Source organism: Lysinibacillus sp. F12 (assembly GCF_057773605.1).
Window position 1 is genome coordinate 62,633 of sequence record NZ_JBYMLP010000003.1, and the last position, 15,503, is coordinate 78,135.

12 protein-coding genes are annotated in these 15,503 nt (G+C 41.1%); all 12 read left to right on the top strand.

Annotated elements, in window-relative coordinates:
* Positions 1-3 precede the first annotated feature (3 nt).
* The 12 genes from AC3CH7_RS14095 to AC3CH7_RS14150 all read left to right on the top strand — a co-directional run bounded on the left by AC3CH7_RS14095 (position 4) and on the right by AC3CH7_RS14150 (position 15,492).
* A complete protein-coding gene (locus AC3CH7_RS14095) occupies positions 4-1,047 on the top strand; it encodes an S-methyl thiohydantoin desulfurase domain-containing protein (RefSeq protein ID WP_031419545.1) in 1,044 nt (347 codons plus the stop codon).
* A gap of 688 nt (positions 1,048-1,735) precedes the next feature.
* On the top strand, positions 1,736-2,350 hold the full coding sequence (locus AC3CH7_RS14100) for an HD domain-containing protein (RefSeq protein WP_031419547.1): 615 nt from the start codon (positions 1,736-1,738) through the stop codon (positions 2,348-2,350).
* Positions 2,351-3,069: 719 nt separating this feature from the next.
* Positions 3,070-4,956 carry an ABC-F family ATP-binding cassette domain-containing protein gene (locus AC3CH7_RS14105; protein WP_488381537.1) on the top strand — a complete coding sequence of 629 codons (1,887 nt, stop codon included), beginning with the start codon at positions 3,070-3,072 and terminating at the stop codon, positions 4,954-4,956.
* Between the two features lie 12 nt (positions 4,957-4,968).
* Positions 4,969-6,096 carry a conserved virulence factor C family protein gene (locus AC3CH7_RS14110; RefSeq protein ID WP_012293866.1) on the top strand — a complete coding sequence of 376 codons (1,128 nt, stop codon included), beginning with the start codon at positions 4,969-4,971 and terminating at the stop codon, positions 6,094-6,096.
* Between the two features lie 286 nt (positions 6,097-6,382).
* The gene (locus AC3CH7_RS14115) at positions 6,383-7,615 is read left to right on the top strand and encodes a M20 family metallopeptidase (protein ID WP_332292667.1); all 1,233 of its coding nucleotides are present in this window, start codon (positions 6,383-6,385) and stop codon (positions 7,613-7,615) included.
* Positions 7,612-8,700: a tartrate dehydrogenase gene (locus AC3CH7_RS14120; RefSeq protein WP_036215517.1), complete on the top strand. Its 1,089-nt coding sequence runs from the start codon at positions 7,612-7,614 to the stop codon at positions 8,698-8,700. Before AC3CH7_RS14115 ends, AC3CH7_RS14120 begins: the two co-directional genes overlap by 4 nt.
* Before the next feature lies 1 nt (position 8,701).
* A complete protein-coding gene (locus tag AC3CH7_RS14125) occupies positions 8,702-9,448 on the top strand; it encodes an SDR family NAD(P)-dependent oxidoreductase (RefSeq protein WP_332292666.1) in 747 nt (248 codons plus the stop codon).
* A gap of 10 nt (positions 9,449-9,458) precedes the next feature.
* Positions 9,459-10,913, top strand: coding sequence for an aldehyde dehydrogenase family protein (locus tag AC3CH7_RS14130; RefSeq protein ID WP_036215521.1), 1,455 nt, complete (start codon positions 9,459-9,461; stop codon positions 10,911-10,913).
* A 15-nt stretch (positions 10,914-10,928) separates the two neighbouring features.
* On the top strand, positions 10,929-11,963 hold the full coding sequence (locus AC3CH7_RS14135; RefSeq protein ID WP_012293871.1) for an ABC transporter ATP-binding protein: 1,035 nt from the start codon (positions 10,929-10,931) through the stop codon (positions 11,961-11,963).
* Positions 11,932-12,909 (top strand): ABC transporter ATP-binding protein, encoded by a 978-nt coding sequence (locus AC3CH7_RS14140; protein WP_099805978.1) that lies wholly within the window; start codon positions 11,932-11,934, stop codon positions 12,907-12,909. Before AC3CH7_RS14135 ends, AC3CH7_RS14140 begins: the two co-directional genes overlap by 32 nt.
* Before the next feature lie 37 nt (positions 12,910-12,946).
* Entirely contained in the window at positions 12,947-13,918 is a 972-nt protein-coding gene (locus AC3CH7_RS14145) for a P1 family peptidase (RefSeq protein ID WP_012293873.1), read from the top strand.
* Positions 13,919-13,935: 17 nt separating this feature from the next.
* Positions 13,936-15,492 (top strand): ABC transporter substrate-binding protein, encoded by a 1,557-nt coding sequence (locus tag AC3CH7_RS14150; RefSeq protein WP_036161273.1) that lies wholly within the window; start codon positions 13,936-13,938, stop codon positions 15,490-15,492.
* The last annotated feature ends 11 nt before the right edge of the window (positions 15,493-15,503 follow it).

Below are 15,503 nucleotides of genomic sequence, written 5' to 3' on the forward strand. Positions count from 1 at the left end.
TCGATGACAAAAGTATTAACGTATGAGGATGGGATTGCTGCTGTGTATGGAGGAGCAATCCTTGGCGGAGGCGGAGGTGGCCTCTTAGAGGAAGGACTTAAACTGGTGAAGGAAATCTTTGCAGCCGGAGAACCTCAAATAATCGATATAACAGAATTAGATGATGAGGATTTAGTAGCGTGTGTGGCAATGGTAGGCGCACCTTCAGCAGCCGAACAATATATTTCGAACGAACAGCTTTGCTGGAGTTATCGCCAGATGAATGCACATACCAATCATCGTCTAAAAGGCATCATCACAAATGAAAATGGTGCCATCACAACGATTAATGGTTGGTTGCAGTCTGTGTTATTACATGTGCCCGTCGTGGATGCTCCATGTAATGGGCGGGCACATCCAACAGGTATTATGGGATCTCTAAATCTCCATGAACAACAAGACTATCAATCTGTACAATTTTACGCAGGTGGCAAAGATGATTTTGCGGTTCAAGGGTTTGTGGAGGGGCATCTACAAAATACGGCTAAAACAGCCCGACAAGCGTCTATTTTAGCTGGAGGATTAGTAGGCGTAACGAGGAATCCCGTGACCATAGAGTATTTACAGAAACATGGTGCACCGAATGCTATTACAATGGCTATTGAGCTTGGCTATCATTTCCTCAGGGGACAAACCTTTGATGAAAAAATGTCCAATATTTTACAACTGTTGAATGGGGAGCATATTGTTTCGGGCGAGGTAAAAAATTATGTATTAACGAAGGAAAATGGCTTTGATGTAGGGAAATTATCCGTTGGGGATTACCATTTGACTTTCTGGAATGAATATATGACGTTATCGAAAGAAGGGCAGTTACAATCAAAATTTCCAGATCTTATGATGACATTCGATACGGAAAAGATGTTGCCAGTTCCAAGTGCGAGTATAAAAGAAGGAATGCAAGTAGCGGTCATCCATGTGGATCAATCTCATTTAAAATTAAGTTCAACGATGGAAAATCAAGAGTTGTTAAAAGAAATTGATGAGGTCATCAAGGGTGTGATGTAAGAGTTACTTTTAAATAGTAAAATAAATAATAAAAGCTGCCATCATCTACATGACTGTAAGATGGGCAGCTTTTATTTGTCCTTCAGCGGGAAGGTATTACATGTTATCACAATCGTTCCTACTTCCTTTATAGCTTCTTACAATTTTGGTTTACAGAATCTTCATTGTGTTTGTACGACTCATGTATGTGGTTTCATAAACTGGCAGTCATCATCGTGTACGATTTTCATTAAAGGGAGGAGCTACGTTCATACAACTTGAAGAAGGTAACAACCAATAACGAAAAACAATTACACATGGCGTCCATTTAATGATAACCTTTTGGTCGTAAAAACAACTAACTTGTTGTTCACAATTTTCGGCTGTACATAGTGCTATGCGGGTTAAACAAAGAATTTCTAAGGGAAAGTGTTCACTTTTATTTGTTTGATGATTGGTTTTCTTTACTTATGTCATCTTGCAAACATACTATTCAATTGTAAGCCCGCTGAAGTTGATATTCATACTGTCAAACACATAGCTGTTTGTACAAAGCTGAAAAATATGAGGTACAGAACAAATTGTTTGTTCTGCACGTTTATCTTATAATATTCTGAAAAATTAGTCAATTAAAAAGCTATTGATTTTTTATTTTTCGTGAGTGCTATAAATACAGTATAATCGTGTAGGAAGGGAATGAGTTTGAACTATGGATCATTTAATGAGTAAAGTACGAGAAATTTATGAACAGTTTGACGCCAGCCATGATTTTCAGCATATTGAGCGTGTCTATCAAAATGCGCTAGCGATCTTACATACAGAACCAGCAGCCGATGCCGAGGTTGTTAAAATTGCGGTGCTGTTACATGATGTGAGCGACAAAAAGTATACCGATAGTAAGGAACAGGAGGAACAGCTCATTGCAGAGCTCCCTGTTAGCGAAGAAAAAAAGCAACATATTCGAGATTGTATTGCACAAGTATCGTTTAATGGTGGAAATGAGCTAGTGGCTACATCTTTGGAAGCAAAAATCGTTCGTGATGCAGACCGTTTAGATGCGATTGGAGCAATTGGCATCGCACGAACATTTGCCTATGGTGGTGCGAAAGACCGCAAGCTTTATGATAAGGATGAAGAAGCACGCACACATATGTCAGAATCCGAATATCGTCAAAAAAATACGTCATCTGTCACTCACTTTTACGAAAAGCTATTGCTGCTAAAGGATTTAATGGTAACGGAAAAGGGCAAGCAAATGGCACTTGAACGTCATCAATTTATGGAAAGCTTTTTACAGCAATTGCAACACGAAATAGGTCAATAGCATAAAGCACCGCCCTCAATGGAAGGGAGGTGCTTTTATGTGATGTTCGGGTATTTCTTTCGTAGTATTAAAAATAGGAAGAGAATGTTCAGCCCTATAAAAATTAAAAAATAGTTTCCCCTTCAATCCACTGCGTTTGTTCATATTTTTTTCTTTAATGAATACAAATTTTCGATATATAGAAATAAATTAATTACGACAGCAAATTCCATTTAGTTGCTGATAGTGGGGTGGTTGACATAACCATTTTATTGTGATGGAAAGTTTTTTCGATGAAATCTGCAATACTTGCATATTGGGCGATTTCATAGTCAGTAAATCGTAATGAATCGTCCGAACTCTCTTCTATAATTAGGAATCATAACAATAAACTTGGAAATTTTCATCATGTTACTCCTTTATATTAACTTGGAATAGTATGTTACACTACTGTTTTAGACTTCTCAAATGGTAATTTATACTAATATACTACCGCTTTTGTACAACAAATTCATCAAAAGGGGAAAGCTGCTGAACGAGCAGGTCTAGAACAAAAGATCATCAAATTTCCGTGTGTTTACAGGAGAATGGGAACATCATTAGGACAAATTGTTGATAGTTTGTTGTTCTTTGTTTACCTGTCAATTGATGTTATGATGAATAATGGATATCAATAATCGTCTACATAAAAGTAGTGTGGGCATGAACAATACCTAACATGAAAGAGATGGAATAGTGGAATGAGTCATTTAATCGTACAAAATTTAACAAAAACTGTGGGCGATAAAACGCTTTTTGAAAATATTGAATTTACCATTTATGAGGGTGAGCGAGCTGGCTTAATCGGTATTAATGGTACAGGTAAATCGACCCTGCTGTCGATTTTAGCAGAGGATATCGAAGCGGATACTCTCACTATGGATCGCCCCAACAAATACCGTATCGCCTATTTACCACAGGAACCGTCATTTCAATCAGGAGAAACAGTTTTGCAAGCAGTCTTTGCTGGCGATTCACCGGTTTTACAACTGAATCGTCAATATGAGGAAACGGTGGCTGCACTGGCAGTAAATCCAACATCTGAAAGTTTACAAAAGACTTTATTTGGTTTGCAACAGCGTATGGATGAAGAGCAGGCATGGGATGTCAATGCGCTTGCGAAAACAGCCTTAACAAAGCTAGGCATTGAAACATTTGATAAAGAAGTGCTAACGCTTTCTGGCGGACAGCAAAAACGAGTGGCATTGTCTAAAGTATTAATTGAACCAGCAGATCTCTACTTATTAGATGAGCCGACCAACCATTTAGATGTGGAGGCAACGGAGTGGCTTCAAGAGATGGTGCTACGCTTAAAGGGTGCAGTTATTTTTATTACCCATGATCGTTATTTCTTAGATGAATTATCAACACATATTTACGAGCTAGCCGATCAAACTCTGTATAGACACACCGGAAATTATGGTGATTTTTTAGAGGCCCGTGCCATCCGTGAGGAAATGAAGGCGGCATCTGCTCAGAAGGATCGCAACCGTTATCGTTCAGAGTTGAAATGGATTCGTCGCGGTGCAAAGGCGCGCTCTACTAAACAAAAAGCGCGTATCCAACGCTTTGAAAAGTTGGAGGAGAATTTAGAGCGTAAATCAGAGGATGTTTCATTGGAAATGGGACTCGCTACAACCCGTCTTGGGCGCAAAGTACTCGAGGCTGAAAATATTTCGAAAGCATTTGGACAGCAAAAGATTCTGGATAACTTTTCATTTTTACTCCAGCAAGGTGACCGTATTGGCATAATTGGTGCGAATGGCGTAGGGAAATCTACCTTATTAAAGATGCTAGCAGGAGAGCTTACACCAGACCAAGGTGAAATTCTTGTTGGATCAACAGTGAAGCTCGCCCATTTCAAGCAAACTTTACCGAAAATGAATGAAAATGAGCGTATGATTGAATATATACGTGAGGCTTCGAATGATATTACAGATGCAGAGGGTGTACGCTATTCCGCGGCTCAAATGCTAGAGCGATTTTTATTCCCACTACATGCACACGGTACACCAATTGGTAAATTATCAGGTGGTGAGCGCAAGCGCCTTCATTTATTACGTTTATTAATGGAGCAGCCTAATGTTTTATTATTGGACGAGCCAACCAATGATTTAGATATTGAAACATTAGGTGTGCTTGAGGATTTCATTGAGCATTTCCCTGGCGTAGTCATCACGATTTCCCATGACCGTTTTTTCCTAGACCGTATTGCGAAAAAGCTATGGATCTTAGATGGAAAAGGGCAGGTTGAGGAAACACTGGATCTTTATAGTGAGTATTTGGAGAAGCGTGAGCATACTGCAACTGCTAAAGTTGATGCACCGAAAGCTGAAAAGCCGAAGTCTGAAAAACCAAAATCAGACAAGAAAAAGCTATCATTTAAAGAGCAAAAAGAATGGGAAACGATTGCAGACGATATTGAGAAAGCAGAAGCAGCTATTATGGAGACCGAAGAGGGAATCGCTAATGCTGGTTCAGATTTTACAAAACTACAGGAATTAACAGCTAAGCTTGATGAGCTAAATGCACAGTATGAGCATCTGATTGAAAGATGGTCATATTTAGATGAAATTGCTAACGGATAAGGAGCGATAGACATGAAGATTATTACAATTGAACCGACACCAAGTCCAAATTCTATGAAGATTGTTGTTGATACAGAGCTACCGTTCGGGAAAAGCTATAATTTTACAAAGGATAATAAAGATGAAGCGACTGGCGAAGCAGCAGCTATTTTAGCTATTGAGGGGATAAAGGGCGTTTATCATGTAGCTGATTTCTTTGCGGTGGAGCGTAATGCAAAATATGCTTGGGAGGGTATTTTAGCAAGTATCCGTCAAGTATTAGGTGAAGACGTTGAAACGCAAGATGAACCAATGGTAGCTAACGAGTTTTACGGGGAAGTTTATGTCCATGTACAGTTCTATAAGCAAGTACCCCTACAAGTAAAAGTGTTTGATAACCAACGTGAACATCGTATGAGCTGTGGTGATCGTTTTGTCGAGGCTTTTAACCAAATTATTGAATCAGCAGTAGATGAAAACTATATTTTCCAGCGTAAATGGATTGATTATGGTGTGCGGTATGGTGAACTAGAAGAAATCGCAGAAGCGGTCAAAAGGGAAATTGATGTCACATATTCTGCAGAACGATTAGCAGAAATTGTAGCTGCGATTAATAATGATGATGAAAAAGCAATCGTTCCATCCAATAAGCTGAAAATAACAGTGGAACAGTTCCAACAACCAGAATGGGAGAAACGCTTCCAGTTGTTAGACCAAATGGCTGATCCGGAGCTGGATGATTTACCATTGTTAGATTTAGCTTTACAGGATGAGCAAATGTCTATTCGTCGTCTAGCAACTGTATATTTAGGGATGGTCGAAGATGTTACGGTAGTTCCATATTTAGAGAGAGCCCTTCAAGATAAAAGTGCCGCCGTGCGACGTACAGCAGGTGACTGTATGAGCGACCTTGGCTTTGTAGAATTTGAAGGAGCTATGCAGCAAGCCCTACAAGATAAGAACAAATTGGTACGTTGGCGTGCAGCGATGTATTTATATGAGGTGGGTACAGAACAATCATTACCCGTATTAAAAGCGGCTGAAGATGATAAAGAATTCGAAGTAAAGCTACAAGTGAAAATGGCCATTGCCCGTATCGAGCAAGGTGAAGAAGCAAAAGGCTCGGTTTGGAAGCAAATGACCGAATCCCGCCAACAATAATTATGGAAGAAAAAAACCAGCAATTGCTGGTTTTTTTATTTTGGTGTGAGAGCTTTATGCCAAAGAAATGAAGTTGCTCAATATCCTTGATTTTCAAAGGTGTTTACTTTTTAAATTATAAAAAATAACATTAAGTAGAAAAAATGTTGTTTTTTAGCGATTTATGGCTAAACAAAAAGTTAAGGTCATGCTATGAATTATTAACATATTGTCTAGTTTCATAGAGAAGGGTCAATGTTAAAATAATATAAATTCAGAATATTCTATAAAATAGGAGGTCCTTTGCATGACAGTAACTAGTTTAAAAACAACCAAATCGTATGTGCGAGATCGGCAGGCGGTCATCGCGTTAACACAAAAGCTAGTACGAATTGAAAGCGTTTACCGCGAGAATGATCCAAAGGGTAATGAAGAGGAGGTGGCACACGTAGTTGCGGCATATTTACGGGATATTGGCATTGAGACGCATGTAGAGGAGGTTGTGCCTGGCCGGCCGAATGTTATTGGTATTATTGATTCGGGCAAGCCTGGGAAAACATTACTTTTCGAGGGTCATACAGATGTTGTAACGGAAGGAAATCGAGATGCATGGGCATATGATCCGTTTGGAGCAGAGATTGTTGAGGGGCGTATGTATGGCAGGGGAACAAATGATACGAAGGGGAATCTCGCATGTATGATTACTGCCTGTCAATCACTACTACTAGATCAGGAAGAGTTTACAGGCAAGATTATTTTATGTATTCCTTGTGATGAAGAGGGGCTCATGCTGGGCATTAAACATTTTATTAAAAACGGCTGGGCAGACGGAGTAGATGGGGCTATTATTTGTGAGCCACAGGAAAACAATGTATGCATTGCACAGCGTGGGGCAATTCGTTTACAGGTTGATATTTTCGGTAAGATGGCACATGGAGCAATCTCGTGGAGTGGCATTAATCCGAACTGGCGTATGGCACGATTGATTGTAGAGCTGGAGAAACTAGAAAAAGAGGAGCAGGCTCGGTTAGGACGTGACCCAATGCTGAATTGGCCATCTATAACACCAACGATTTTACGTGCGCCTGTTAAAGGAGATGCACAAATCAATGTCATTCCTGATCACTGCATGACGACACTTGATATTCGTACGGTTCCTGCCCAAGACCATGATGAACTACTAGGAAGAATCGAATCCATTATTGAACGATTACAAGCAGATGATCCGGATTTTAACGTGGAACTAACGATTCTTGATAATCGACCTGCTACAGCAACTGCTAAGGAAGATGCTGTTGTACAGGCCATTTACGAGGCAGTAGCAGAGGTGACAGAGAAGGAGCCAAAATATAATGGTGTTCCTGGTGCTACAGATGGTACGTTTCTTCATGTCCATGGGATTCCAATAGTGACTGTTGGTGCAGGAGATCGTGAAATTCCTCATCAAATCAATGAATATGTAGATATTGAAGAATTGGCAGAAACAACTGCCATTTATCGTTTAGCGGCATTAAAATTTTTGGCTGGTGATGTCCAATGACAACGATAAAAATGGCAGTTATACCAGGCGATGGCATTGGAAAGGAAGTCATGCAGGAAGCATTAAAGGTTATAAAATGTGTGCAAGAACGGGATTCATCCTTACAAATGACAACGACGGTTTTTCCGTGGAGCTCTGAATACTATTTAGCGCACGGCTGTATGATGCCAGAGGATGCACTTGATACACTACAAAAATATGATGCGATATTATTTGGAGCAATTGGTGATGCTCGCGTACCAGATGATGTCACGGTATGGGAGCTCATTATGCCGATTCGTAAAAATTTCCAACAGTATGTGAATTTCCGTCCCATTAAATCTTTGCCTGGGATATCCTCACCTCTAGCTGGCGAGAACGAGATTGACTTTGTCATTTTCCGCGAAAATGCTGAGGGCGAATATTCGGATAGTGGTGGTCGACTGTATCTACAGCAGCCACAAGAAATGACGATTCAAAATACAATTATGACGCGTATTGGAATTGAAAAAATTGTTCGTGCAGCCTGTGAATATGCTCAGCAGCAAGGGAAAACCAAGCTGACAAGTGCGACAAAATCTAATGCAATCATACATTCCATGAAATTTTGGGATGAGCATACAAGAAAAACAGTGACACAAATTGCACCAGAATTACAGCTTGAATCCATTTATATCGATGCATTAGTCGCTTATTTTGTCGAACGACCACAGGAATTTGAAGTTGTTGTGGCTTCCAATTTATTTGGCGATATTTTATCTGATTTAGGCTCTGCCATTGTTGGGGGGCTTGGGCTGTCGCCGTCTGCAAACTTAAATCCAGAGAAGAAATTTCCGTCTATGTTTGAGCCTGTGCATGGTTCCGCGCCAGATATAGCCGGCAAGGGTATTGCCAATCCAATAGCTCAAATATGGTCGCTTGCCTTACTTCTTGGACATCAGGGAAGAAAGGATTTAGAACATTTGATTGTCCAAGCTATTAGTAAAGTACTGGAAGAAGGCGTCGTAAAAACGGCTGATATTGGTGGACAAGCAACGACGGCACAAATGGGCGATGCGATTTGTCAGGAAATCAGTCATATGTCTGTAACAGCGGGAGGTGTATAGTATGGCAACTGAGCCAAAGGTGATTGTTGTGACAGGAGCAGGTGGCGGAATGGGACAAGCCATTATTGAAGAGCAGCTTAAGCAGGGTAATCTGGTCATAGGACTTGATTTATCCATAACGGCGCTGTCAAATTTAACCCATGACTCCCTGCAATGCTTTGAAGTTAATGTATTGCAGGAGGAGCGAGTGAATGCCATCTTCCAGGAAATTTTTAATAAGTATGGGAGAATGGATGGACTTGTCAATGCACTAGGGATTGCACAAGCTGCTACGCCCATTGAGCAAGTAACAATGGATGATTGGAATCGCTTAATGGATGTCAATGTAAAAAGCTTATTTATAACAACAAAAGCAGTTGTCCCCTTTATGAAAAAACAGCAAAAGGGTTCTATTGTGACGATTGCTTCAATTTCAGCAGTACGTCCAAGACCTGGCTTACAGGCCTATATTGCGTCAAAAGGTGCAGCGGAAAGCTTTACGAGAGGGCTAGCGGTTGAGCTAGCACCAGACCAAATTCGTGTTAATACGATTCATCCTGGACCTGCTGATACACAAATGCTTGGGCAATTTGCTGCACAAGGGACAGATGTCGAGCAAACCAAGCAAAGTGTGTTTGTGCAATCTGTCCCACTAGGGCGATTGGTGAAGCCTTCTGATATAGCAGGAGCTGTCAGTTATTTATTGTCTGATGCAGCTAGCATGGTCACTGGGACGACCTTACATGTAGATGGTGGTCGTGGATTATAGGAGGGGTACGATGAAAAATATTCCTATGTTGATTAATGGGGAATGGATTTATGGGGATGCAGAAGTATTGCTAGATGTTGAGAATCCTTCAACCGGAGAAATCATTGCGCAAATTAGTAATGCAAGTCAAGCGCATGTAGAAGAAGCGGTGCGATCAGCACGTAGAGCCTTTGAAAGTGATGAATGGCGACAATGGAAGGCTTTTGAACGAGGTCAGTTATTAATTGACTTCGCTCATTATATTCGTCAGCATGCCGAAGAATGGAGTTTACTAGAATGCCGGGACGTAGGAAAACCTTTAACACAAGCAAGGGCAGATATTGAAGCGGCGGCTCGTTATTTTGAATTTTACGGTGGAGCGGCTGATAAAGTGATGGGGGATACGATTCCAATTGAGGATGGACTATTGAATGCAGTAGTACTGGAACCCGTTGGTATTACGGTACATATCGTGCCATGGAACTATCCGGTTCAAATTACAGCACGAAGTGTCGCTGCGGCGATTGCTACAGGCAATGCAGTTATCGTGAAAAGTGCAGAAGATACACCACTTACTACACATGCCATTACGGAATGGCTTGCAGAGAAACTGCCTACAGGAATCTTTCAACATATTACGGGCCTGGGACGTGATGTGGGTCCATATTTAACCTCACATCCTGATATTAATCATATAACCTTTACGGGCTCTGTTCCTACTGGAATTGCAGTGATGAGAGCGGCAGCAGAAAATGTGGTCCCTGTAACATTAGAGCTTGGCGGAAAATCACCCAATATTGTGTTTGCGGATGCCAATATGGAGCAAGCATTAGAGGGCGTTGTAAGGGCTATTATTCAAAATGCAGGGCAAACATGCTCTGCTGGGGCTCGACTACTCATTGAAGAAAGTATAAAAGATACATTTCTCCCACAATTAGTGCAAAAATTTCAAGCGATACAGGTGGGGCCTGGTGAGGCGGACATGGATATGGGGCCATTATTAAATGAACGTCAGTATACAAAAATCACTACATTATTACAGCAAGCTAAAAAAGACGGCTATGTCATCACTGGCGGGGAGCCATTGACGATTAAAGGGTATGAAAATGGCTTCTATGTGCAGCCAACTATACTAGATGGAGTACAGCCGAATGATCCTTTAGCACAGGAAGAAATTTTTGGGCCTGTGTTGACGGTTTTAACATTTGCTTGCGTGGAGGAAGCCATTACTCTAGCCAATAGCACAGAATATGGCTTAGTTGCGGGTGTGTGGTCACAGAATATTGATACAGCTCATTATGTGGCAAGTCGTGTGCAGGCAGGACAAGTATTTATCAATAATTATGGGGCAGCTGGTGGTATACAAATGCCGTTCGGAGGCTATAAAAAAAGTGGCATTGGTCGAGAGAAGGGCTTTGTTGCTCTGCGGAACTATACGCAAATGAAAAATATTGCCATACGCTATGCACCACCTATTCAACGCTAACAGGGAGGGACGCCTATGGAACATGCAAAAGTTAAAGAAGTGCTCTTAGAGGTCAATCAATTATCCATTCGATTCCATTTGAAGAATGGCAAAGAGGCCAAGGTGGTAGATGATGTGAACTTTACCATTCATAAAGGAGAAACGGTTGCATTGGTGGGAGAATCAGGCAGTGGCAAAAGTATTACATCGTTAGCCATTATGCGTTTACTGCCAATCCCTCCTGGGGAAATTACAGCAGGAAGCATCCACTTAAACAGCAAAAATTTATTAGCCTATAAAAATAAAGAGATGAGCCATATTCGTGGCAATGAAATTAGTATGATTTTTCAAGAGCCCATGACCTCCCTAGACCCAGTATTTACTATCGGTAATCAAATGGTAGAGGGCATTCGAAGACATCAAAAGGTTTCAAAAAAAGATGCTTGGCAAAAAGCACTACAATTATTACAGGAAGTGGGGATTGCTAATGCGGAGAAGGTAATCGCTGAATATCCACACCAATTATCGGGGGGGATGCGGCAACGCGTCATGATTGCCATTGCGATGTCTAATAATCCTCAGCTATTAATTGCGGATGAACCGACTACAGCATTGGATGTAACCGTACAGGCACAAATTTTAAAGCTGATGATGAAAATGAAGGAGGAGCATCAATCAGCCATTTTATTTATTACTCATGATATGAGTGTTGTTGCAGAAACAGCGGACCGTGTCATGGTCATGTATGCAGGGCAAATAGTGGAGGAAGCTCCCGTAAGAGAGCTTTTTTTAAATCCCCAGCACCCTTATACGATAGCACTGTTAAAAACAATGCCGAGTCTTGAAACGGAGGTCACAAGGCTGCCATCGATCCCGGGCACTGTGCCCCCAGCATATGCCTTACCAGAAGGTTGTCGGTTTGCACCGCGCTGCTCGCATGCCATGGCGCAATGCCATCAGGATAGTCCGACCATACACCATATTCAAGAGACACATAAAGTGCGCTGTCATTTATTCACAGAGAAGGAGGAGCTGGCACATGACGGAGAAAGAAGTTTTACTGGAAATTAATCATTTAAAAGCTTACTTTCCTGTGAAGCGCAAGTCTATGAAAGAAGAGAAAAAAATGGTCAAAGCGGTCGATGATATTTCCATTGAAATCTACCGAGGAGAGACGCTAGGTATTGTAGGCGAATCTGGATCAGGAAAATCTACATTTGGACGAACGATTTTAAAGCTCGTTGAACCAACAGCTGGGGAAGTATTGTATAAGGGACAACCAATCCAGCATTTAAAAGGGAATAAGCTTCAATCTTATCGCAATCAAATGCAAATGATTTTTCAAGATCCCTTTGCCTCTCTAAATCCTAGAATGCGCATTGGAGCAATTATTGAGGAACCAATGAAATTACAATTAACATTGACGAAGGAACAGCGCAAAGAGCGCGTGAAAGAATTGTTACAAAAGGTTGGACTTCCTGAAGATGCGATGCATAAATTTCCACATGAATTTTCAGGAGGTCAGCGGCAGAGGATTGGGATTGCAAGGGCTCTTGCGATTCGCCCTGAATTCATTATTGCGGATGAGCCAGTATCGGCATTAGATGTGTCTGTGCAATCACAAGTCCTAAACTTAATGATGGATTTACAGGATGAATTTCAGTTAACTTATTTATTTATTTCCCACGATTTAAGTGTTGTGAAGCATATAAGTGACCGTGTGGCGGTGTTGTACTTAGGGCGGGTTGTAGAAATTGGGACGAAGAAGGAGCTATACGCTCATCCATTGCATCCTTATACACAAGCATTGCTATCTGCCATTCCAGTCGTCCATTTTGATGAGCCAAAACAAGAAATACTTTTACAAGGTGAACTACCTAGTCCAATCAATCCACCTGTTGGCTGTGTGTTTCATACACGTTGTCCATATGTTATGGAAAGATGCCAGCACGAGAGGCCTAAGCTTCAGGAGAACAATGCAAATCAGCGCGTCGCTTGCTTTTTATATGATGAATAATCTGAATATTTAATTTATTTTGAATTGAGGTGTTGGTATGTTTGGTAATATTACCGATGTTCCAGGGATCAAGGTAGGGCATCGTGAAAACGAAGAGGGGATTACAGGCTGTACGGCACTATTAATGGAAGGCGGGGCAGTGTGTGGGGTAGATGTTAGAGGGTCTGCACCAGGTACTCGTGAAACGGATGCTTTAGATCCTATTAATGAAATTGATCGTGTGCATGGTATTTGTCTGTCAGGGGGCAGTGCCTTTGGGTTAGATGCTGCCACAGGAGTCATGCGATTTTTAGAGGAGCAAGGAATTGGGGTTGATGCAGGTGTTGCCAAAATTCCAATTGTACCAAGTGCCGTCCTCTTTGATTTATTTATCGGTGATCCTCAAGCTCGACCTACAGCACAAATGGGCTATGAAGCGGCTCAAGCTGCGCAAGTAGGTTCATTTCAAAATGGCAATATTGGCGCGGGCTATGGGGCAACGGTAGGTAAATTAGCAGGACCAGACTTTGCCATGAAGGGTGGACTTGGCAGTGCATCATTTGCGGGTAAGGATGGGCTTATTGCTGGGGCTATTGTGGCTGTTAATGCAGTGGGAGATGTCAAACATCCTCATACACGGCAAATTTTAGCGGGAGCGAGAAATCCTCAAACAGGACAGTGGCTGGATTGCTGTGCCTATCTCGAACAGCATGCACAATCAGAGGCACTTGCTGGCACAAATACAACCATTGGCGTAATAGCGTTGAATGCAAAATTAACAAAGGCAGAAGCAAAAAAGATTGCCCAGCTTACACAAAATGCACTCGCCCGAACGATTTATCCTGTCCATACGATGCTTGATGGCGACACTATTTTTGTGCTAGGTACAGGAGAGCAGACATTTGCGCTAGATTATTTGGGACATTTAGCAACTAAGGTGATGGAGGAAGCTATTCTTGCTGGTATTCAAGCGGCAGATAAATTGGCAGGGGTGGAAAGCTATACAAGCATTCAAAAGATAAGCACTTAGGAGAAGGGGGAACGGCAATGAATTTGAAAAATAGTGGGGTAATACTCTTCATGTTCGTGATGGCATTCATTATAAGTGCATGTTCAAGTGATGGAGCGAAAGTATCGACGAGCTCTAATAGTTCTGATGGCCAAACTACAGCAGATGTACCGCAGGAAATTGTAGTACGTGTAAATGATGATCCGGATTTTTTAGATCCACATAAGGCAACCGCATCCATTTCGTATCAAATGATTATGAATTTATTTGAAGGATTAATGGCACCAGAAACAAATGGTTCTTTAAAAGAAGGACTTGCAGAGAGCTATGAGGTTTCAGAGGACGGTTTAACATATACATTTAAGATTCGCCAAGGAGTGAAATTCCATAATGGTGATGACTTAACGATAGAAGATATTCAATATTCATTTGACCGTTTAATGGGGAAAAACGGTGGTGAAAAAATGTCCAATAACTTTGATAACGTGGCATCAACTGAGGCACCAGATGCCAGCACATTTGTGATTAAGTTAAAGAATCCTAATTCTAACTTCCTGTATTCATTAACGGCAAGACAATCAGCAATTATTCCTAAAAGTAATGATGGGAAGCATAATGAGAATCCAATCGGAACAGGTCCTTTTGCCTTTGTGAAATACGCGCCAGGGACAAATTTAGAACTTAAGAAAAATGAGAACTACTGGCAGGAAGGCTTACCTTATTTGAATAAAGTTACGTTTACCTTCCAATCGGATGATCAAGCAGCGATTATGAGCTTGATGGCAAATGAGGTTGATTTAACAAGTGTGCCATGGCATCGTGTGAGTGAGGTTGAAGGGAGCTACCATTTAACGCATCAAAATAATAACTCATCCTTAATCATTACATTTAATGAAACAAAGGCTCCATTCGATAACGTAAAAGTGAGACAGGCTATGAACTACGCGATTAGTAAATCCGATATTATTGATTCGGTATTTGCGGGCTATGCTGTCCCACTTGGTTCAAATATGAGTCCAGCGATGGGCGATTTCCAAAAAAAGGGCTTAGAAAGCATGTATGAACGCGATATAGAAAAAGCAAAGGCGTTATTGGCAGAGGCTGGTTATCCGGATGGCTTCAAAACAAAAATTACGGTATCTTCACACAATGATATGTATTCGAATATAGCTCAAATTGCAGTTGCGAATTTACAAGAAATTGGTGTTGATGTGGAAATTGAGGTGGTGGAGTGGGGAATTTGGCTAGACCGTGTTTATTTTGGTCGTGACTATCAAATGACAACGATTGATTTAACAGGTCGTGCATCAGCCTACGAGGTTTTAAATGATTATATTTCTACAAATGATAGTGAAAACTTCTTCCTATTTAAAAATGACGAGTATGACAAAATTATGACTGATGTGCTAAAGGAAACAGATCAAACCAAACAAATTGAGTACTACCATCGAGCACAGGAAATTTTAGCTGAGCAGGCTACTGCGGTTTATATTGCTGATTACCAAATTGTTTGGGGTTCTGACAAACAAGTGACGGGGCTGAAGAGCTATCCATTCTGGTTCCATGATATGTCAGAGGTTCAATTTTCAAACTAGGAGAGGATGAG